The following is a 19,410-nucleotide window of genomic DNA, read 5'->3' as shown; positions in this document are numbered from 1 at the left end:
CTACACCCTTCCTTTCATAGGGACTAATTGTTTGACGCCTTTTTTCGTTTTTGGTGGGATCTCTTGTTTTAATTGTGCAGCCGGATCGCTGAGTTTCTTGGCTAATGTGAGAAAACTCTTCCCGATCGGTTTACGGGGATGGGAAAGAACAACGGGCACCCCGAGGTTAACCGATTGAGAAACCATCTCTTGCGTTGGTAATGTTCCGAAGACGGTGGTTTCAAGAATTCTTTCCATCTTACTCGGGTCCACCTGCTTATTCTTCTTATCCTTCATATGAATGATCTTTATCTTTTCACTGAATTGGAATGAATCCAGCGCTTCCATGTAGAGCTTACTTCTTTTTAAAACCGGCAGGTCATTCGTCACCAGCAAAAGGCATTCTTCCGAGCGTTCCAGACACTTCAAATGAACTTCTGACAAATAGGAAGGGACATCGATGATCAAAATGTCAAATCTCATCTTCATTTCTTCGATTACTTTCTCTATGTGGGTTTCCGTGATCATTTCGAAAAATTCCGGTCTGAGGGGTGCTGGGAGGATGGAGACTCCGCTGTTATGTTCAAATAAGTATTTATCCAGAGAAAAGCTATGTTGTTCATACTCTTCCTTCACCCACTCGTAGAGGGTCCCATTGGGTCTGATATCCAAATGCATGTTGAGATCACCAAATTGAAGGTTCGCGTCAAGCATCCCTACCTTTTTCCCCATCTGGGCATATGTCACTGCCAGGTTGACTGCCGTAGTGGTGCGACCGATCCCTCCTTTAGGACTGCAGACCGATATCACTTTACAATTTTTTGAAAGATGAAAGTTCACTCCACTTTCACGGAGCTTTAAGTATTTAACGGCTTGATCGATGACTTCCTTTTTCTCCCCTTGTTCGGAGGAATAACGGAGGATGTTTGAAGCACCCACATTCATGGCTCTCCTTGTGCTATCCAAATGATCCGGCACGATTAATATGATATAGAGATGAGGAAACATAATCGAGATTTCCTGACACAGATCGAATCCGTCATAGATGGCATTGGCTTTAAGGAATAGAATGGAATGATCCGTTTCCTTTATTCGATAGATCAAGTCCTCCCACTGTGGAAATTGGTGGAGCTCATATGATTGTTTCTGAAGGAGTAACTCCAGATCCCCCGGAGCCGTGTCCGTATCTGAGTAATAAAACCAGTTAATCACTATTCCTCACTCTCCCCTTCTTTAAAGACTTCCCTTGAAAATGAGATGGGATTTTTTTCAATATCCGCATCTTCTTTACCACGGAGCATAAAGTAGAATCCGTCCTTATCCCTCGAGGCCAGACTGAGTTCCACCCCTTGAGCCGGTGTCACTTCCACTGTCACCGTTTCATATCGAAGGGCTTCGTCGGTACCGTCCGCTGATTTCCCTGAAGCGAGGACCTTGATATTTTGAAGGACGAGCTTAGACGTCCGCATCTCCTTTTTCGAGTTTTCATCTCTTGTTGATTCGTAGGCAACGATATCGATATGTGAATTTGGCTCAATATACCCTGAGACTCCCTGTTCGAGGGTCGTTACTTTAAGGGAGACGGCTCGCATCCCCTCCGCAACGGGAATCATTTTATTATTCATTTCCCTGCTTGGCACTTCAGGATCTTTTTCGTCCTGCTTCTCTTTCCCATCGTCCTTCACCGCCGTAGTCGTGGAAGCAGGAACCGGTGCAGGTGCCGGAATGACGACGACATAAGCGACAAGTGCCGCAATGATTCCAAATACAAAGGACCACATCCATATACGCTTCGTTTTCATAACATCCTCCCGCTACTAGTAATAAAGAGTTTACTCAACCAATTTCACACCATATAACCCATAATCAGGGGCCGATTCATCAATATCTCCTTGAATGACCATTTTGAGGAACTTACCTGTCACCCTTTTCTTCTCAGGCATGCCTTCCAGCCAATAGGCCGCCAATCCCACTGCATTTACTGTATCCCTGCCTTTGACCCCTTCCCACGTATCGATGACCACGATATAAATGACACGGGCACATTGTTTGTCGGCCGTAGCAGCGCTTTGACAATGGGGCTTGCCTGCATCACGGCTGATCAGGGTTTCAAAGGCATCCTGAACGGGTCCCCACTTCTGTCCCGGTTCGGTCTCAACCGTTCCAAGTTCCCCAACCGAAACTTCCACCCCGTTTATGATATTGTCTTTAAGATTGCTTGCCCCCCTGCCATCGAAGGCTAAGTAGCCGCAGTTCCCATGATTTTTTCCGGTATTCTCACATTTCAATTCCGTGTTATGCGGCAGGGAATCCTTCTCCACCGCAATCGGGGTAATCCTCATCCCTTTCTTCAATGGGGCTGCAATGGCTTTTGCCGATGCGGAAACTTCCGCTTCGCTAAAACCCAGAAACCTGGCAAATGTGAGTGGCACCTTCACTTCCTGACTGACTTTTATCGATTTGCCCGTAGTGGAAAATGTACCTCCATCGAGGGAATGGCCGTTTTTGGCTCCCAGGCTTTTCGCCACTGTGATCGCCTCTGCTTCACCTTTACTGGCAATGACCTGTACTCCCCCTAAAACGGAAGCATCCAGGGCTTTTTGCAGGGAGCTCTTTTCGGCATAAATCTTTCCCCCATCCAAAGCAAGCCCCACCACCCCTAACAAAACGATCATAAATAAGGCTGCCGTCACCGCTATATTTCCCTGTTCATTCATCAATAAAGATTTTAATCGGCTCATCATCATTCAATCCTCATCACTGTGGTATCTTCCACTTGTAAAGTCCCAACAAGGGATCCTATAACAGGCGTAATAAATGTGACCGGGTAGACGATGCGGACGGTAGCCTCCTCTGTGGATTTCGAAAACTGTACCTGCCCGGCACTCAAACCGATGCTCGAACCGTTCCTCACAGCTACTCCCACCACATCACTCTTTCCTACGCTGGCAGCCCTCGCCGCTTCACGGCCGGCATGGTCCACCGTCAACGCAGCGTGGAAGTACCTTCCAAAATCAACAATCCCAAAGATAAGCAATAAAAGCAGAGGCAGAACAAACGCAAATTCCACAAGAGACTGGCCTTTTTCACTTTTCAAGAGACAACACCCCATACTACTGTCAATAATGTTCCAAGGACGATCGGGACACCGTAAGGAAAGGCAATGGACGATTTCGCGTCAGGCTTCAAATGAATCATGCCTTTTGTCCCCGATAACAAAACCGGGAAGATGTATAAGCTTCTAAGAGAATGCATGAGACCATTTTTCTTCAAGATCAGGATCAAAGAAATCAAACCCCCTATAAGGGCCACGACAACAAATGCTTTCAGAGTGAAGGCCGATCCCATCAGGGCCCCGACCGCGCCCATCAGCTTCACGTCCCCTGCACCCATGCCGCCAAGCAAGAACGGAATCAGCAATGTCCCAATCCCCACCAGTAAGCCCGCCCCGCTAAAAAAAAATCCATCCCATCCTTGTGTAATGGAATGGAATAGGAGGCCAAATAGGATAGTGGGGAAAGTGACGATGTTTAGGATTTTTCTATTTTTGATGTCCGTTATTAGGGATATGCCTAATGCTAGACTGAGAGTGATATAGATTGTGATCAATTTCATCGACCTCATTTTTTAATTTTAAGCCCTACTATTTTACAAGATAGTAGGGCTTATTTGTGTACCTATAACGTACCTGCCCCACCGCGTAAACTATTTAGTACTGTGTTAAACAATGTTCTAAGCTCTGGTCCTAACAAGGCTACAGCAGCCGCGGCTACAACCACTACGCCCCCCAAAATCATTCCATACTCCGACAACCCTTGCCCTTCCTCTTCCATCACTAACTGCTTCATTTTGTTTACCATTTGTATTTCCTCCTTGTGTTTGTTCATTATATTTTACTATTTGTTCTTCTTTAAGAACCACCTTGTACATTCATAATAGTTCATTATAATGAACATGTAAATAGTCTTAGTGTATAAAAAAATCGACATTATTCGCTATTGAGAACCATCCGTTTTCTGATGTATAGTAGGTCTATCTTATATATTTAAAGGAGTGATAGGATGAAAGACTTGGAGGAAACCACCTTATATCGAACAATTCCCTATTCATTAAAGATGGCCGATTGCTTTTCCTCCAGATTAAAGGGGTTGATGTTCAGGAAGCGGCCCCTGGAAGAAGAAGGGCTCTGGATCATTCCGTGCAACTCCATTCATATGTTCTTTATGAACTTTCCCATTGATGTAGCGTTCCTCAATCGAGAACAAAAAGTGATCAAACTCGTGCAAGACTTACAGCCCTGGAAAATAACCTCACCCGTTAAACAGGCACATTCTGTTTTAGAACTCCCTGCAGGCAGTATCAAGCTACTTGGAATAAAGGAAGGACACATAATTAGAAACACGAGAAAAGAGCCGGTCTTATGAGACTGGCTTGGTATCCATGTCATAGCAACTGAAGGCAATGCCTCCTGGGGACTCATCCCCTATCACCCGGTCACGACATTCTTTATGGAGTTCAACCGGTGGAAGGCATTAAACACTCAATAAACATGGGGGGAAAACAAATTTACATTCACATTGATTTGTTTATTCTTTACCCCTTTATTTTTTTTTGTTACAATTGTTCTCAATACAGAACAAGCGCATTCTCCAGGTATTCCGTCAAGATGTTCTTAATAAAGGGAAAATATCCTTATTCTCTTAAAAGGGGGGAGTACGATTCGATTAATAGCGGGGATATTATTGGCGATGCTCACAGTCTCGGGTTGTTCTAATCATGAAGAAGTTCTTTATTCCATTAAGAAAAAGCTCACCATATCTGAGGGGGGGACAAAGGAAAGTGAAGTGATAAAAAGGGAGGTGGAGCTTCCTCCAAAGGCGTTATCCGCAGAAGTTAAAGAAGAAAGCCCCTGGTCATTAGTATGGAACGATGATTTTGACAGCTATGATTTCAAACGCCGGTGGAACTTGCAGGATTGGGCTTCAGATAAGAATGAAGAGTTGCAATACTACTCTCCTGACAATCTGAAAATCAGGGATGGACATCTGGTTATACAATCAAAAAAAGAACGGTTCAAAGAGAGGAGCTACACATCCGGGGCCATCACCACAGAAGACCTCTTTGAATTCACTTACGGAAAAGTGGAAATACGGGCAAAGATCCCTGAAGGAACAGGAATCTTCCCTGCTTTATGGCTCGTAAATTCCAATAATGAAAAATGGCTTCCTGAGATTGATATCATGGAAAATATCGGGCAGGTGCCGAATGAAATTTATTTTGTCGTTCACTGGACAGATTCAAATGGAGAAAAACAGAGAGACTATTCTACCTACACCAGCGAGACCAATTTTTCTGATGACTTTCACACGTATGGATTGATTTGGGAGAAGGAGAACATTTCATGGACGCTTGATGGTGAAGTCGTTTTTGAAACGAAGATGTATTCACCTGACACCCCCTTATTTCTTTATATTAATACAGCCATTGGCGGAACGTGGCCCGGTCCACCCGATCCAAATGATAGCTCGACGAAAGAGTTTCTTATCGACTATGTAAGGGTCTATCAAGCAAACAGTAAGGAGGGATAAATGCTATGTTTTTTCTCTATCTCACATTCGCTATATTTATCGCCTTTGTGTTGTTCCAGACCATTTATATCATCATTCCCATTTTCAAAAATGAAAAGAAGAAGAAAAAGGCCGTCTTTAAGAATCACAGCTTTTCTGTCATTGTCCCCGCCTATAATGAAGACAAGGTGATCGGGAATTGTATACAGGGTTTTCTTCATCAGGATCATCGTGGGGCCGAGCTTGTCATCGTCAATGACGGTTCCATAGACAAAACCCTCGAGGTATTAGCTCAAACCCTTGATTTGAAGGCATATTATCGACCTGTAGACAGCAGATTGAAGCATAAGGAAATACTTAATGTCTATCGTTCCACTAAATATCCCAGCATCTTCGTCTTGGACAAGGTAAACGGCGGGAAAGCAGATGCACTCAATGCCGGCATCAACTTTAGTAAAAATGAGATTATCATTACTCTCGATGCAGACAGTATGTTAGAAACGAATGCCTTATCGGAAATGAATGATGTGTTCCAGGAAAGGGAAGTCATCGCTTCGGGTGGAAACGTCATGATCGCTCAAGCATTCAAAGGTGAACTGCATCAATTAAAACCAACCTTTCAGGTAAGCGGCATTATAAGATACCAGTTCCTCCAATATTTAACGGCATTCTTCCTTCATAAGCGGGCTCAGGCCACTGTCGGTGCCATAACGGTGATTGCCGGAGCGTTTGGAGCATTCCGGAGAGGGACCCTCTTTAGAATCAAAGGGTTCCGGAGCACAATCGGAGAGGATATGGATATTACCTTAAAGCTCCATAAGTGGATAGAAGAGAATGGACGAAAAGAGAAGATCGCCTTTGCCCCGGGCGCCATCTGTTATACGGAATGCCCCAGTACATTCAGGGATATGTTCAAACAAAGGGTCCGGTGGCAGAAGGCCTTTATTGACTGCCTCGTTCACTATCGCAGATGTTATTTCCACAAATTCTCAAAACGTTTCTCAATCTTCTTTCTCCTGGATCAGTTTCTGATCGGCACTCTGAACGCCTTCCCTGTCATCATCACCCCCTTTGTACTTTTTATGAACAGGGGAAACTTTATTTTATTGATCCTGCTCGGGTTTACGGCGGTTTTCCTATTCATGTATCAAAGCATCACGACCATTTATATTTGTCATCTGCATAACATTACATTTTCAAAAAAGGATATTGGGCGCATCCTGCTCTTCCTTCCTTTTGAAATCTTTATTTACCGGATGATCAATCTGGCCTTTGTTGTGTACGGGACATTATCGTATTTCTATAAGCCCCAGGCGTGGGATAAGCTGGAGCGGTCGGGATCTGTAGGCTGGGAGGGAGAAAAAAGGGCATGAAGCAGTTTATCATGAAAGTCACTTTTGCCTTTGGATTTCTCTTTCTTGTCAGCTTTATCTTCTTAGGATTCGGGTTCTTCATCAACAAATATGATCTCCTGGCCAAAGAATACAAAGATGCCTACCCTGAAAACAAGGAACTTGGCATTGATGCCTGCATCAAGGGGTCAGAGCAGGAAATACGTTCATTTACTGTAAAAGGAGAAGGAGCAAAAAGCATTCCCGTCCTGACGTATCACCGTATTATAGATAAAAATGACCTGTCAAAACGCCACTACATCGACGGAGAAATTAATCCGATGATCGTGACAACAGAGAATTTCCGTAATCAAATGAAATACCTTAAAGAAAATGATTTTGTGGCATTGACGTTAGAGGAGCTTTATTCCTTTTTATCCCGGGATGTGAAGATTCCCGAGAAAAGTGTTGTCATAACCTTTGACGACGGGTACAAAGATAATTATGTCGAAGCCTATCCCATATTAAAAGAGTATGGTTTTCAAGCTGCAAGCTTCTTGATCACCGGATCCATTTCCAACCGTATTCAGCCATACACCCCGGAATATGTCCAGTACTTCAGTACAAAAGAACTCACAAAGGCATGCGATGTATTCCATTATGAGAGTCACACCTATAACCTTCACAAACGGGATCATGAAAAGAGTGGCGCACTCACACCTTATTTATTGTCCAAATCGGGAAAATCAGTAAAAAAAGATTTGGGTATAAGCCTCTTTCATCTAGAAGGTGAGAATCTCGCCTTCGCTTATCCTTACGGAGAATATTCACCCGACACCATCGATACCCTGAAAGAACTCGGTTTCAAAATGGCATTCACCACCGAAGAAGCTTTAGCTACCCCTGAATCTCACATATATGAGATTCCCAGATATCAAATCTTCCATTCTGTCACTCTGAAACAATTTAAAAGCTATGTTGATCAATAAAAAAAATCCTGTCTCCATTGGAAGACAGGATTTTTTTATTTTCATCATTCAACTTTTATGAGTCTAATCTTTTGACCCGGTTGGAGCATGTCAGTCAATGACAATTCTCCATCACAAATCCTTCCCAGCACGTTCACAGCCGGATCTCTCATGAGGTCATTTCGTATAATCTGCATTTCCCCTCTATACCGCCCATACAGATCATTATCCTGTGTAATCGTACCACGTGGCCGCTCCCCGGTATGTTGTGGAGGAATCCCGCTTTCTGTCCTTGTATCCAATAACCGAAACACATCCCGGCCCGGATCCGGTCTGAGCCCGTACTCCCCTTCAATTTCCCCGGTTCCACTGTAAGAAAGCTCGATGATATCTTCCTGATCAAAGCGTACAAGTTTTCCCAGCAGTTCCTCAGAACAGCCCGGATCGCCAACGAATACACCCGCGACGCCCCATCGCTTCAATTGTACGGCGCTGACATAAGGACTTTGATCGCGATGGTCTTCCAAAGTGGGAAGTCCCAAGTGCAGAGGGCCGCGCTTCTTTTCATCGCCTGGTATGAACGCATAGACGGGAATACCGAGCGTATCATACAGATGTTGCTGATCAAGAAAATACTCCTGATCCAGCCCCGTTTCCAGTTTCGGATAAAAATTATGCCAGGCAATCATGTTTTCTGTTGCTATCCCGCTTTCAATCCAACCCTGAAGTTCTTTTTCCCCGACGGTACTGGCATTGATGGCAATCCGAAACTGACGGGATAACTCGAGCATCTCATCCGTCGTGAATCCATCATCGAGTCTCAGGCACGTGACGCCTAATTCCTTCAGTTCTTCAAATTGATGAAGTCCAAGCATACTAGGTGTTTTCTTCGATACATCGGCGAATACCTGGAATCCTTCCCTTTTAAAAAGGGAGAGGAGATCCCTCACCCGCTCAGGGCTGATACCTGATTCTTCGGGAATATGAAGAGAGGTAAAAGCGAGTTTGACACCTGATGAAGAGGCACGAAGGATCCTTGCCTCGGCATCTTCATCAGACAGGTAGACGGAAATTCCGATCATTCAAACTCACTCGCCATTTCATCCTTGAATCCAAACAGGTACGTCAGAGCGAATCCTGCCGCATAGGCAATCAATAGTCCAAGGGTATAGTAGAGAATCTCCCCTGCGTTGACCAGGAAGATCAACGGCAGACCGGAAACACCGATGGCGAACGTCGCCACATCGAAGTACGCTTGGAATGCTCCACCGAAGCCTGCTCCTAAACAGGCCGTCAGGAACGGTCTTCCCAATGGAAGGGTGACACCGAAAATCAATGGCTCACCGATTCCAAGCATCCCGGCAGGAAGCGCCCCGCCGATCGCCCGCTTCAGCTTCTTCTTTTTCGTTTTCATGAAGATGGCAAATGCCGCCCCAACCTGACCGGCTCCACCCATTGCAAGGATCGGCAAGAGCGGGTCGTCCCCGATCGTATTGATCAGTTCCAAATGCACAGGTGTCAATCCTTGATGTAAGCCTGTCACAACGAGTGGCAGGAAGGTTGCGCCAAGGACGAATCCGGCCACAATGCCACCCATGTCAATAAGAGAAAGAAGACCATTGGTAATAATGTCTGAAATAAAACCGCCGACCGGCATAAATACGGTGTATGTCAATAAGCCTGTAACCAATAACGCAATCGTAGGCGTCACGATGATATCGATCGCCTGTGGAATGACCTTTCGAACGTTCTTTTCAACAAACGCCATGAAGATGGCGGCAATCAAGACACCGATCAATCCGCCCCGTCCAGGCAGCAGATTTTCCCCGAACAGTGTCACATCACCAATCGCCGGATTGATGATCAGGATTCCGGCCAAGCCACCGAGTGCCGCCGATCCGCCGAATTCCTTTGCCGCATTCATCCCGACAAGGATGCCGAGATACCCGAATAATCCACTTCCGATGATGGAAAGCATCATGACAAGCTGGGATTCCCCGCTCAACCAGCCCGCCTGCACGAAGAACTTCGTGAACCCGGTGATCAACCCTGACGCAATCAGCGCAGGGATAAGGGGAATGAAGATATTTGCCACTCGTCTTAGAAGCAGCTTGAAAGGCGTCGCGTTCTTTTTCTTCAGATCAGCCTTTTGCTCTGCAGCCCGCGCCTTCAGGTCAAGATCCCCTTTTGTAGCGGCAACGAGCTTCCCGAATTCTTCCGTCACCTTGTTGACCTTGCCCGGCCCCAGGATGACCTGGTACGTTTCATCCTCCACAAACCCAAGGACACCCTCGGTTTTTTTGATTTCTGCTTTCTGAATGAGGTCTTCGTTGTACACTTTCACTCTTAATCTCGTCATGCAATGTTCATAGCTTGCGATATTATCAGCACCGCCAAACCGTTCCAATAGGACTCCAGCCAGTTCTTTATTCGTCACTTTCACCTTCCCCTTTCTTTCACTCTATTGATTGCCCCTCCCATTCTATTTCTATGAACGGATCGGGACAGGTACCCCTATACGATAAGACTATTTTTCAATGGCCAGCCGGACATACCCGTTGGCATCTTCCAGGCGGCTCTTCGCTTCTTCGTACCCGCAGCCAAGTGTAATCATCACAATCGAAGGTTTCACTTCATTATTCGCCTTCTTCAATGTCGCTGCTGCCGTTTCTTTATCAGCCCCCGTGATGCTCTCGATGATGCCGATCGCCCGCTGCTCAAGCTTGTAGTTACTGATATTCACATCCACCATCAGGTTTCCGTAGGCTTTCCCAAGCTTGATCATGCTTGCTGTTGAGATCATATTCAGGACCATTTTCTGAGCCGTCCCCGCTTTTAAACGGGTGGATCCCGTCAGCGCTTCGGGACCTGCATCCACTTCGATGGCAAGCTCCGCTTCGGCAGAAATTTTCGATCCTGTATTACAGGAAAGAGCCACTGCCGTCGCGCCTAACTCCCGTACATATTTCAAGCCCCCGATGACATAAGGGGTGCGTCCGCTTGCTGCGATCCCGACAACCGTGTCAGTAGGAGTCAATCCGATCTCTTTCAGATCCGACTCGCCTAATCCCTCATCATCCTCGGCTCCTTCTACCGCTTTCACGAATGCCTTCTCACCGCCGGCAATCAATCCAACGACGACGTCACTGTCCACGCTAAACGTCGGCGGGCATTCCACTGCATCCAGGACACCGAGCCTACCGCTGGTGCCGGCTCCCATATAGATCAATCTTCCGCCTTGAGAGATGGATGTCACGACCTTATCGACGACTTTTTCTATTTGTGGGATGACGAGCCGGACTGCTTCCGCCACCTTCTGATCTTCCTCATTCATCATGTGGAGAATCTCGCCGGTACTCGCTGTATCGATCCCGAGCGTATTCTGATTCACCTTCTCTGTTGATAATTCAAAAACATTATCTTGTTTCACAAGTCATTCCTCCCAGAAATCTGTATGCGGTTTCATTAACTTTATTATACTCGTTTTTAAAATAATATTTCAATTGCATTTTGTATTATATGAAATTATATTTTAGAATAGACCATTGTTTTTGGTGGGAATGGTGGGGAAGTTTTCTAATTTAATAGTTATTTTGGTAACCGACCGTTGTTGACGAAAGGGAGAGTGCTGGTTGATTTCCGCTGCAGGTGCTCGCTTTCCGCGGGGCTGGCGGTGAGCCTCCTCGGCTGCGAGTGGTGTCCTACCTTGTCCAGCTCCGGCGGCTAGCCCCTCGAGGTCATAAGCTAAATGGTCCAAGAAGGCAAAAAACGCCTTCCAGGCCCATTCATCTTATGTTTGTCGGGGCTGAGCAAGCCGCCTCCGCTTTTCGTAGTTTCCCGCAGGAGTCGAGCACCTTCCGCTCCAATCAACTTTATTAGCATAATAAAACAGTCAAAATACTTACGAGTTTCAGAGTTCATCCACTCAATACTAGTTAACAGAGGATTCAATTGTTTAATACTCTCTTTTTTATTTAAACAACGACAAATAGGAGTTGGAACATGTTTCCTACTCCTGTGTTTTGATATTCGGTTGTTTGTTGCTTTTAGAGGTCCGTCCCTCAAAGTTGGGGGCCGAGTTCGTCCAGGTTGTGAAGGTGTGAGTGGAATCCAGGCAGGTGGAGTCCGGTTTCGATGCGGTTCATGGATGAGATGGTCGGGATGGTGGAGAAGTGGGTCATGGTGATGGCTGCCCTCTCCCTTTGTTTGGTGATGACATTTTCTGAACAGTTGATTTCAAGCTGTTCTCCGTTCGTGAAATGTACATAGGCTTTTCCTTCTATGGTGGAGGTTGATTCAATATGCTGGCAGAACAGCCAGATGCAATCATAATCGGTCGGGGCCTTGGTGGGTATCGCATAGATGTATTGCTGCGGGCAGATCATGAGAGGTGTTTTTCTAAGGTAGTCGAATGCATGCCGGACGGCTTTGATCCTTCCGTCGTAGGTGGACCTGTATGCCATACAGGAATCGTCCAGAATCTCCATGGAGGATTTTTCACTGTACGTCTTTCTCCTGTTAAAGTCATAGACGACCGACTGATGAACCCCATCATACGCCGGACAAATTGCCACAGTCCTTCGAGTAACCATCTCTTTTAAATCTTTCAAACAAAACACCATCCTTTTTTCTTTTTATCATAAGCCTCTATTATCAGAATCTTCTTAGATATGAGACTTTATTACTATTATATACCAATCCCAGGATATTTCCATTTATATTTGTTATTTTTTAAGAAAAATCTCATAATTTGAGGAAATGGATTATTTCCTGGGAGATAGTGTCGAATGAAAACTTAAATAAACTGCTGATCTCATTAAAATAAAACAGCCTCCCATAAGAGAGAGGCGAAAAATTTCAATCATATAATGGATTGAATGATCCAAATACCATGAAGACAAAATACAAAAATATAGATGATCCCGGCAATGTAAGCCATAGATGTGATCCACTTTACACGTGGGATTTTATCGTAAAATACAAGAAGGAGCAAGAGGAGAGATAACGTCATTTTAAATCCTAAGAATAGTACGGGGCTTGTACTATATAAAGCATGCATAAAAGGATTGGCTTCTACCATAAAGGAGCCGTTGATCCCGATAAAAGAAATGATCCCATCCAGCAGATTCAGAACAGCCACACCCAGGAACAGTTTCTTCATACTTCACCCCCACCAATCTTTTTAGAATAGCATTCTTAAAAAAGGAAGCCTTGATTTATTTTTCATCAAGGCTTTATCCATTTACCATATTCACTCTTCTTCGGTATTGGTAAACATAAACCCCAAGCCCGCTAAAAAATAATATTCCCCCTATCAATAGAAGTTTATAGATGAATGTTCCCGTATTCGGAAGGGTCATTCCACCAACCGGAAGAGATTCTCCCACTATACCTTCTGCTTGAAAAGTAAATTTCACTTCTGACATGAGTCCTTGAAATTCATTACCCAGATGTTCAGGAAACTCAATCTTAAAAGTCAGACCTTCCTCTTCTGAACTGGCTAGTTTACGGCCATCAAACCCTTTGAATCCAGAAACATTTCCCTCATAGAGGACCCCTTTAGTATCGGATACCGTCATTATTAATGCGTTATATAATTGATCCGAACCGGATTTCAGTTCCGAAGACATCGTATATTGAAAATCCTTCAAACCCTGATTTTGGACCTTGATGGTTTTCGTTGTCCAGTCACCAGGCTTCATATTAGCCACTTGAAAAAACACTCCAGTTGGTGATGTTGCAATATCTACTTCATTCGCCGCATCCCCTTGATCCGCTTGCACTTTCTCCATTGAAAAAACAAAGAATCCAAGCAGGAATACTGCACATATCGTTAATAACGTGAATCGCTTATTTCCCATAAACTCCACTTCCTTCTGGACATTCTTTACGACACATTTTTATCAATAGGCTCGGATGTTTTCTTTATCTCAATCTGAGAAAGGGCTTTACCGATGACAAAGCCTGAATAGCAAAGAAGTAAAATTCCCGGGATGATGAATAGGAAGGCTCCGTTTTTGGAATTCATGATGTTCATGAAATAACCTAAATAAGGGATGGTGAAGCCTGTATATTCACCTACAACATTTTCTGATAAGACAGGCTCTAAGTCTGCAGCATCATTATTGTCTCCTTTTGTTTTATACATGACATGATCCCCACTCTTCTTTACCTCGACCACCCTGTGAGTAACAAGCATGTTCGCTTCTTGTTTAAAAGTGATCACGTCTCCCTTTTTGAACCGGGTCATATCGCCGCCTGGTTTCACTGCAATGATGGAACCTGTTTGAATACCAGGCTCCATTGATCCCGAAAGGACAGTTTTTATCTGCTTCCCGAATATTTCAGGTTCTCCTCCAGCTGCTTTTGAAGATACGACCACGATGATCATCGTGAAAAGGACCAGGTATAATACGACCGTAACACTCGAACTGATGAATTTCTTAATCTTCTTTGCGTTCACCTGTAATCATCCTTCCTTTTGCATTGGCGCCTCTGATTCAGTTGTTTCTGGTTGAGAAGGTACTTCTATTCCTTCACTCTTATCTTGTTCTGAGGTTTCATCCTTTTTTTCTAATTTTTTATCAGTCTCAGGACTTGGGCTCACTTTATCCGGTGTCTCTACTTCTTCCTTGACTGGTTCAGTTTCCGGTTCAGATACTGCCTTCTTTGGTTCTGTTTTCTCCTCTTTTTCTGCTGGTACCGATTTTTCTTCTACCTCTTTCACAGGTTCAGATTCGGATTTCACTTCTTCTTTCTCTTGAGATTTTTTAACTTCCTCACATTTCACTGTAACGGTTTCACTCCATAAGTCTTGTCTACTATCATCTTTGTTGCCATGCCCCGGCCTTTGAAGAGCTCTAAATTTGTAGTTACCCGGATTATTCACCTCAAATGTGAGAACATCGACCTGTTTTGAGGCAATAGGCTGTATAATCCCATCCCCTATCTTGTTACCTTTCATAGGGTTTCCACTCTCTTTGTAAAACACTTCAAATTCTGTTGTCCCCTTCATTTCACTCCCATTATTTTTGATTTTTGTAGAAATGCTGACTGGGGGACACGCCTTCATTACGATCGTCTGGTCTTTATTTATAAAGGCCAACGAGCTTTTATCCCATTGAGAAGACTCCACTTCCCATGTTCCTGCTGTTATTTGCCCTGTCACCTGATCATGGTCATTAAAGTATGCATCTGTACCCGAACTGAGATACGTTCCCGTAATAATAACCATGTACCAGATGGCAATAAGCTGTAATGCCATACTCCAACGCTTGGAATTCGTTTTATACTTTCTTGACCTCAAGAATCGAATGGGTATCACGTCCTTTGGAGAGGGTAAGTTAATCCTGTTCAGGTTGCATAACCCGTTTATAAAACCTGAACAGGATTAAGAGTTTGATAGTATTAAGAAAGGTGGATTTCTCCACCTTTCCTGTTTTCCTCTTACTTAGCTACCCCTCTGCCTTGCTTACCTTCGAAGGTCCATTTAAGTTCTAGAGTGTCACCTTGGAATTCATTTTGGTCTTTATCGTTCTCTACAAATTCATATTGTACATAGAGGGTATCAGACGTTCCTGCTTTTAATTTCCCTCCTCTTTCTGCAAACCAACCGCTGAAAATATTCCCTTCTATTACATCTGGAGTCATGCCTTTAAGTTCACTTAGAGTAGTTGAAAAAATCGGGGTATCTATTTTGTCTGCATTATATAAAAAGTTCACTCGAATATGCTCGCCGAAATCCGCACCAGCATTATCCCCTTTTGCATCGGAAACAGTGTAAGAAGTAGCTAAACTAAGCTTAGCGATGTCAAGCGTACCATCATTTTTCAGTTTAAATGAGCGAAGCATTGTGTCACCTGGCTTAATATTATCGATATCTATGATTGTTGTAGGATCAGCATTCAATTCGATTGTCCCTGAAGCAAATGTTGCTGAAGTTTCAGCTGTATCACTAAAATACGCATATGTACCCCCACCAATCAGTGATACACCTAAAACCGCTGAAGCAACACCCAAGCCCAACTTTTGTTTAATTCCCATCGAAATTCCTCCTCGTTTTCAACTATTTAGGTTCGTTTCAAAGATTTTTGTTCTTTTTAACGAACTTACAATTGAAGTATATGACAGAGTACCCAGTTTTAAAATGGTTAAAAATGGTCATTTAACCAATAAAATGAACAATTATTGTTCTTTATCTCGAACTTCCTCCTTATTTCTTAATCTTTTGCTTTTCACCAAGAAAATATTTTCTTTATTAAGAACAAATGATTTGAACGTTCATAGAACCTGATACCCATTAAACAACGTTTATTACAATTCAAGTGTTTATCAGTGGGTTTGCATCATTTAAACAAACGTTTGATTAAATGATAAGTCTGCGTTCACTCAAATATCCTCGACATTTTATGACAAACTCATTACCATCCTCCCATAATAATCGTTCAGGACACCAAACGAATAATCCATTGGGTACGATTGCTCTTCATTTTCCAATAATTTTTTAAAAAATGACGGCGAAATTTGTTAGAAAGATACATATCATTCCCTATTCATTTTGATGAGTAAATAGTACAGAATGAAGGTAACAATCCATACGATATTTAAAGAAGCAGTCGTGAGTCTTATTATGAAAAATGGAGGTACGTTATGAAACTATTTCATAAGCTTCTTGCTACTTATTACTTTAATCTTATACAAAGTTGTCTGGATGAAAAAATGAAGAAACAGTATGAGCGAAAGCTGAAATTTCATGAATCTAAGTTCACAGTTTAAATTGGTGTCTTCCATCTAAAAAAGCCCTCAAAATATGAGGACTTATCAATTTTATAAACGTAAAGTCGTGATTACTCTTTACCGCCACCCCTCACAAAATACTTTTTCAAGTACGCAGCCCACGTTTTATTCCCTTTCTCATTCGGTACATTCTTTTCAGTCAGAAACTCTTCAATTTCCTTCTTATTATGGTTCGGCCACGCTTTCCAATGATCCACATATATATAGTCGTTTTGTTTAGCATATCGTTCTAAATCTTTCTCTTCATTTGGATAATAAGTGGCTCCATAGATGGGGTTTGCAGGCTGAATCAAGATGATCAGGTCCGGATTTGCTTTCTTGAAAGACTTAATGATCTTTGAAATGTTTTTCAGCCTTTCAGACATCCTGATTTCTCCATTATCATAGAGTAAGAATGGTTCCAGCAAAAGAATGTCTGGCTTCGTCTTTACCATGTCATTATATAGATTTTCTTTCACTACCTGTTGGGATGTTTTTCCGTCAATTTCCTTAATCGTGACTTGGATTAACGAATCCCCATATGTATCGACTAATTGCCTTTCCAGCAATTTTGGCCATGCTCCGTCCTTTTGTGAAGTGGAGGACGAACCGGTGATCATAAGGTGCACAGGACGGCTCTCTTCTATTGCCCTTCGAAAGGCAGGCTGTAGTTCCTTAGGCAAGAAGTTGACCTTATCAAGCTTTAGTAATCTATCTTTTTCCCGTGCTCTTTCCACCTTCTGATTCTCAATGGACTTCAATTCTTCTTCGCTACTTACCTTACTCTTTTCTTCCGTTTCATTCAGCTTTCCTTGAACGGCACTAACCTTTTGATTCCAATGGTATTTCCCTCCTATTACTGTTGAAATGGTCATAATGGCTAGAATGATTAGCAGAAACTTCTTCAACTGGACTCCCCCATAATCTATCATTTTGTAACTCTATGATACAAAAGGAGTCTTACATATTTTGTATATATATGTAGATGACCGTCCACAAAGTTCCGACAAAAAATATGACGGAAAATAATTTGGGTTATTGTTATTTAAGAACGAACTTATTAAGGAAACAGAGTAAGAAGTCCAGGCGGCAATTACCCGTTTACTCTTTCAATCATTTCAAAAAAACCCCTTTATCACTGTCTGATAAAGAGGTTCTGCCATTCATTATTCAATTAACCTGACTACCGGTGTTCCACACTTCTCACATTTGCCTTCCTAGTTCACTTATGAATCCTTCGAAAAAGTTTGTCGAATCGCTTTCTCAAATTCAGTATCGGGAACGCGCGACCTCGCATACCTCTTCGTTACGTTTATGTCCCTATGTCCCGCCAATTTAGATACCACTTCAAGGCTGACTCCTTGATCGATAAGATGCTGACAAAATGTATGACGCAGTTTTTGAGCATTTACATGGAACTTCTTCAGCATATATTGTACCGAGCGCTCGGTTAAACGCTCATTGTTCTTAGAAACGAAAACCGCTTCCTTTGGTTCGAAAGCATTCAGATATAAATATAGATGTTCAATCAATTCTTCAGACAAAGGAATGATCCTATTATCTCCATGAGTATCCAGAACGTTTACCTGTTTCCCCTTAAAATCTATATGGGATATATTCAGTGCGCAAAGTTCTGAAACCCGAATACCCGTATGAAGTAACATATAAACAATCGCTATGTTTCGTTCATTTTCACTTTCCCTTACCTCTGATAAAAGTGTAGTACACTCTTCTTTTGAAAGGGTTTCAATTTCATCCTTTTTAATTCCCTGTTTGATCTTTATATCAAACGTAATGGCCGGCCTCTTTAAATATTTCCCAAAGGTTCGGATCACGCCAAGAACTTTATCCGTCGTGGTCGGACTCTTCCCCTTTTCCTCCAAAAATAATATATAGTCCTGAACATCCTGCTGAGTAATGTCTTCAAGTGTTTGATTCTTATCCTGAAGCCATTTCTCATATTTCTTAAGTTCCTGATGGTAAGTCGAGATGGTATTTGATGATTTCCCTTCATGTTCAAGCCATGTTAAAAATTGATCAATAGTAGCACTAGAAGACTCCTGCAAGTGTACCACCCTTTCGAGTCAAACCTCTGTTTACTATTATCGTAGAACTTATTGAAGAAGAAGTCAACTTCTCCGAATATATAATGGAGAAATGAGGAAGCAATGGTTTCATTATATAGATTCGACTTTAAACAACCCAAAAAAGAGTAACCCTAAGAGTTACTCTTTTTCCTATTTGCCTGGCGACGTCCTACTCTCACAGGGGGAGGCCCCCAACTACCATCGGCGCTGAAGGCTGCGGCTAGTGATGAGCGGCGAATCTCTTCGTCCGCTTCGCTCGTTCAGATCCTCGTGTGGGAACCTTAACGAAGGTCTTATCTCCCTCGCGTCCTCGACCTTCTTGTTCCTCCCTACCCTCGCACTGCGGTCAAGTAGAGACCTGATGTTCTTCGAACAAACACAATAAAAACAAAGAAAGAGTAACCCCTAAGAGTTACTCTTTCTTCACATTTGCCTGGCGACGTCCTACTCTCACAGGGGGAGATCCCCCAACTACCATCGGCGCTGAAGAGCTTAACTTCCGTGTTCGGCATGGGAACGGGTGTGACCTCTTCGCCATTATCACCAGACGAATATTCAATTGAAGGATTGTTCCTTCAAAACTAGATAAAGAATTGATGTCAAGAAAGCCGAATATCGACCAATTGTTGTTCATATAAATATGACTCTTTGTGGTTAAGTCCTCGATCGATTAGTATCAGTCAACTCCACATGTCGCCATGCT

General features: G+C 43.2%; 22 protein-coding genes and 1 rRNA gene. 5 read left to right on the top strand and 18 right to left on the bottom strand.

Translation table 11 applies throughout. The features are described from left to right. The 6 genes from V8G47_RS08835 to V8G47_RS08810 form a co-directional block, all read right to left on the bottom strand. On the bottom strand, positions 1-1,191 hold the full coding sequence (locus tag V8G47_RS08835) for an AAA family ATPase (protein ID WP_336199780.1): 1,191 nt from the start codon (positions 1,189-1,191) through the stop codon (positions 1-3). Then, entirely contained in the window at positions 1,191-1,781 is a 591-nt protein-coding gene (cpaB, locus tag V8G47_RS08830; protein ID WP_336199779.1) for a Flp pilus assembly protein CpaB, read from the bottom strand. Before cpaB ends, V8G47_RS08835 begins: the two co-directional genes overlap by 1 nt. Positions 1,782-1,811: 30 nt before the next feature. After that, a complete protein-coding gene (locus V8G47_RS08825; RefSeq protein WP_336199778.1) occupies positions 1,812-2,720 on the bottom strand; it encodes a Tad domain-containing protein in 909 nt (302 codons plus the stop codon). Between the two features lie 2 nt (positions 2,721-2,722). Continuing rightward, a complete protein-coding gene (locus V8G47_RS08820) occupies positions 2,723-3,076 on the bottom strand; it encodes a TadE/TadG family type IV pilus assembly protein (RefSeq protein WP_179886482.1) in 354 nt (117 codons plus the stop codon). After that, positions 3,073-3,588, bottom strand: a complete 516-nt coding sequence (locus V8G47_RS08815; protein ID WP_336199777.1) for an A24 family peptidase — start codon at positions 3,586-3,588, stop codon at positions 3,073-3,075. Before V8G47_RS08815 ends, V8G47_RS08820 begins: the two co-directional genes overlap by 4 nt. A 68-nt stretch (positions 3,589-3,656) precedes the next feature. After that, positions 3,657-3,827, bottom strand: coding sequence for a Flp family type IVb pilin (locus V8G47_RS08810; protein WP_336199776.1), 171 nt, complete (start codon positions 3,825-3,827; stop codon positions 3,657-3,659). 303 nt (positions 3,828-4,130) lie between these two features. Between V8G47_RS08810 and V8G47_RS20825 the strand changes: the two genes are divergently transcribed. The 4 genes from V8G47_RS20825 to V8G47_RS08795 all read left to right on the top strand — a co-directional run bounded on the left by V8G47_RS20825 (position 4,131) and on the right by V8G47_RS08795 (position 7,866). Then, positions 4,131-4,403 (top strand): DUF192 domain-containing protein, encoded by a 273-nt coding sequence (locus V8G47_RS20825; RefSeq protein ID WP_442970820.1) that lies wholly within the window; start codon positions 4,131-4,133, stop codon positions 4,401-4,403. A 324-nt stretch (positions 4,404-4,727) separates the two neighbouring features. Beyond that, a complete protein-coding gene (locus V8G47_RS08805) occupies positions 4,728-5,567 on the top strand; it encodes a glycoside hydrolase family 16 protein (RefSeq protein WP_336199775.1) in 840 nt (279 codons plus the stop codon). A gap of 5 nt (positions 5,568-5,572) precedes the next feature. Next, on the top strand, positions 5,573-6,919 hold the full coding sequence (locus tag V8G47_RS08800; RefSeq protein ID WP_336199774.1) for a glycosyltransferase family 2 protein: 1,347 nt from the start codon (positions 5,573-5,575) through the stop codon (positions 6,917-6,919). Beyond that, positions 6,916-7,866: a polysaccharide deacetylase family protein gene (locus V8G47_RS08795; protein ID WP_336199773.1), complete on the top strand. Its 951-nt coding sequence runs from the start codon at positions 6,916-6,918 to the stop codon at positions 7,864-7,866. Before V8G47_RS08800 ends, V8G47_RS08795 begins: the two co-directional genes overlap by 4 nt. A 44-nt stretch (positions 7,867-7,910) precedes the next feature. Here V8G47_RS08795 and V8G47_RS08790 read toward each other — a convergent pair whose 3' ends face one another. From V8G47_RS08790 to V8G47_RS08750, 9 genes are all read right to left on the bottom strand, one after another. Next, on the bottom strand, positions 7,911-8,927 hold the full coding sequence (locus V8G47_RS08790) for a MupG family TIM beta-alpha barrel fold protein (protein ID WP_336199772.1): 1,017 nt from the start codon (positions 8,925-8,927) through the stop codon (positions 7,911-7,913). Continuing rightward, positions 8,924-10,282, bottom strand: coding sequence for a PTS transporter subunit EIIC (locus tag V8G47_RS08785; RefSeq protein WP_411388006.1), 1,359 nt, complete (start codon positions 10,280-10,282; stop codon positions 8,924-8,926). Before V8G47_RS08785 ends, V8G47_RS08790 begins: the two co-directional genes overlap by 4 nt. 90 nt (positions 10,283-10,372) lie before the next feature. Then, complete coding sequence (gene murQ / locus V8G47_RS08780) at positions 10,373-11,275, bottom strand: N-acetylmuramic acid 6-phosphate etherase (protein ID WP_336199771.1); 903 nt, start codon at positions 11,273-11,275, stop codon at positions 10,373-10,375. 631 nt (positions 11,276-11,906) lie between these two features. Then, on the bottom strand, positions 11,907-12,455 hold the full coding sequence (locus tag V8G47_RS08775) for a competence protein ComK (RefSeq protein WP_336199770.1): 549 nt from the start codon (positions 12,453-12,455) through the stop codon (positions 11,907-11,909). A gap of 251 nt (positions 12,456-12,706) precedes the next feature. Continuing rightward, entirely contained in the window at positions 12,707-13,006 is a 300-nt protein-coding gene (locus V8G47_RS08770) for a DUF5658 family protein (RefSeq protein WP_336199769.1), read from the bottom strand. A 73-nt stretch (positions 13,007-13,079) separates the two neighbouring features. Further along, positions 13,080-13,706 carry a TasA family protein gene (locus tag V8G47_RS08765; protein ID WP_336199768.1) on the bottom strand — a complete coding sequence of 209 codons (627 nt, stop codon included), beginning with the start codon at positions 13,704-13,706 and terminating at the stop codon, positions 13,080-13,082. A gap of 26 nt (positions 13,707-13,732) precedes the next feature. Continuing rightward, positions 13,733-14,308 (bottom strand): signal peptidase I SipW, encoded by a 576-nt coding sequence (sipW, locus tag V8G47_RS08760; protein ID WP_336199767.1) that lies wholly within the window; start codon positions 14,306-14,308, stop codon positions 13,733-13,735. 6 nt (positions 14,309-14,314) lie between these two features. Further along, on the bottom strand, positions 14,315-15,169 hold the full coding sequence (gene tapA, locus V8G47_RS08755) for an amyloid fiber anchoring/assembly protein TapA (RefSeq protein WP_336199766.1): 855 nt from the start codon (positions 15,167-15,169) through the stop codon (positions 14,315-14,317). 122 nt (positions 15,170-15,291) lie between these two features. Continuing rightward, positions 15,292-15,888: a CalY family protein gene (locus tag V8G47_RS08750; protein ID WP_336199764.1), complete on the bottom strand. Its 597-nt coding sequence runs from the start codon at positions 15,886-15,888 to the stop codon at positions 15,292-15,294. A gap of 606 nt (positions 15,889-16,494) precedes the next feature. Between V8G47_RS08750 and V8G47_RS08745 the strand changes: the two genes are divergently transcribed. Further along, a complete protein-coding gene (locus V8G47_RS08745) occupies positions 16,495-16,620 on the top strand; it encodes a hypothetical protein (protein WP_336199763.1) in 126 nt (41 codons plus the stop codon). A 71-nt stretch (positions 16,621-16,691) separates the two neighbouring features. Here V8G47_RS08745 and V8G47_RS08740 read toward each other — a convergent pair whose 3' ends face one another. The 3 genes from V8G47_RS08740 to rrf form a co-directional block, all read right to left on the bottom strand. Continuing rightward, entirely contained in the window at positions 16,692-17,528 is an 837-nt protein-coding gene (locus V8G47_RS08740; protein WP_336199762.1) for an SGNH/GDSL hydrolase family protein, read from the bottom strand. Positions 17,529-17,846: 318 nt separating this feature from the next. After that, positions 17,847-18,686, bottom strand: a complete 840-nt coding sequence (locus V8G47_RS08735) for a tyrosine-type recombinase/integrase (RefSeq protein WP_336199761.1) — start codon at positions 18,684-18,686, stop codon at positions 17,847-17,849. 452 nt (positions 18,687-19,138) lie between these two features. Continuing rightward, positions 19,139-19,255, bottom strand: a 5S ribosomal RNA gene (gene rrf / locus V8G47_RS08730). Positions 19,256-19,410: the final 155 nt, after the last annotated feature.

Origin of the sequence: Rossellomorea sp. LJF3, from assembly GCF_037046045.1 — a bacterium.
GTDB lineage: Bacteria > Bacillota > Bacilli > Bacillales > Bacillaceae_B > Rossellomorea.
This window is presented reverse-complemented; position numbering and strand designations above follow the sequence as displayed.

Excerpts from the sequence above, each read along its gene's own strand:
- cpaB (WP_336199779.1), bottom strand. The coding sequence starts at position 1,781 with ATGAAAACGAAGCGTATATGGATGTGGTCCTTTGTATTTGGAATCATT.
- V8G47_RS08825 (WP_336199778.1), bottom strand. The coding sequence starts at position 2,720 with ATGAGCCGATTAAAATCTTTATTGATGAATGAACAGGGAAATATAGCG.
- V8G47_RS08810 (WP_336199776.1), bottom strand. The coding sequence starts at position 3,827 with ATGAAGCAGTTAGTGATGGAAGAGGAAGGGCAAGGGTTGTCGGAGTAT.
- V8G47_RS20825 (WP_442970820.1), top strand. The coding sequence starts at position 4,131 with ATGTTCAGGAAGCGGCCCCTGGAAGAAGAAGGGCTCTGGATCATTCCG.
- V8G47_RS08805 (WP_336199775.1), top strand. The coding sequence starts at position 4,728 with ATGCTCACAGTCTCGGGTTGTTCTAATCATGAAGAAGTTCTTTATTCC.
- V8G47_RS08800 (WP_336199774.1), top strand. The coding sequence starts at position 5,573 with ATGTTTTTTCTCTATCTCACATTCGCTATATTTATCGCCTTTGTGTTG.
- V8G47_RS08795 (WP_336199773.1), top strand. The coding sequence starts at position 6,916 with ATGAAGCAGTTTATCATGAAAGTCACTTTTGCCTTTGGATTTCTCTTT.
- V8G47_RS08790 (WP_336199772.1), bottom strand. The coding sequence starts at position 8,927 with ATGATCGGAATTTCCGTCTACCTGTCTGATGAAGATGCCGAGGCAAGG.
- V8G47_RS08770 (WP_336199769.1), bottom strand. The coding sequence starts at position 13,006 with ATGAAGAAACTGTTCCTGGGTGTGGCTGTTCTGAATCTGCTGGATGGG.
- V8G47_RS08765 (WP_336199768.1), bottom strand. The coding sequence starts at position 13,706 with ATGGGAAATAAGCGATTCACGTTATTAACGATATGTGCAGTATTCCTG.
- V8G47_RS08750 (WP_336199764.1), bottom strand. The coding sequence starts at position 15,888 with ATGGGAATTAAACAAAAGTTGGGCTTGGGTGTTGCTTCAGCGGTTTTA.
- V8G47_RS08745 (WP_336199763.1), top strand. The coding sequence starts at position 16,495 with ATGAAACTATTTCATAAGCTTCTTGCTACTTATTACTTTAATCTTATA.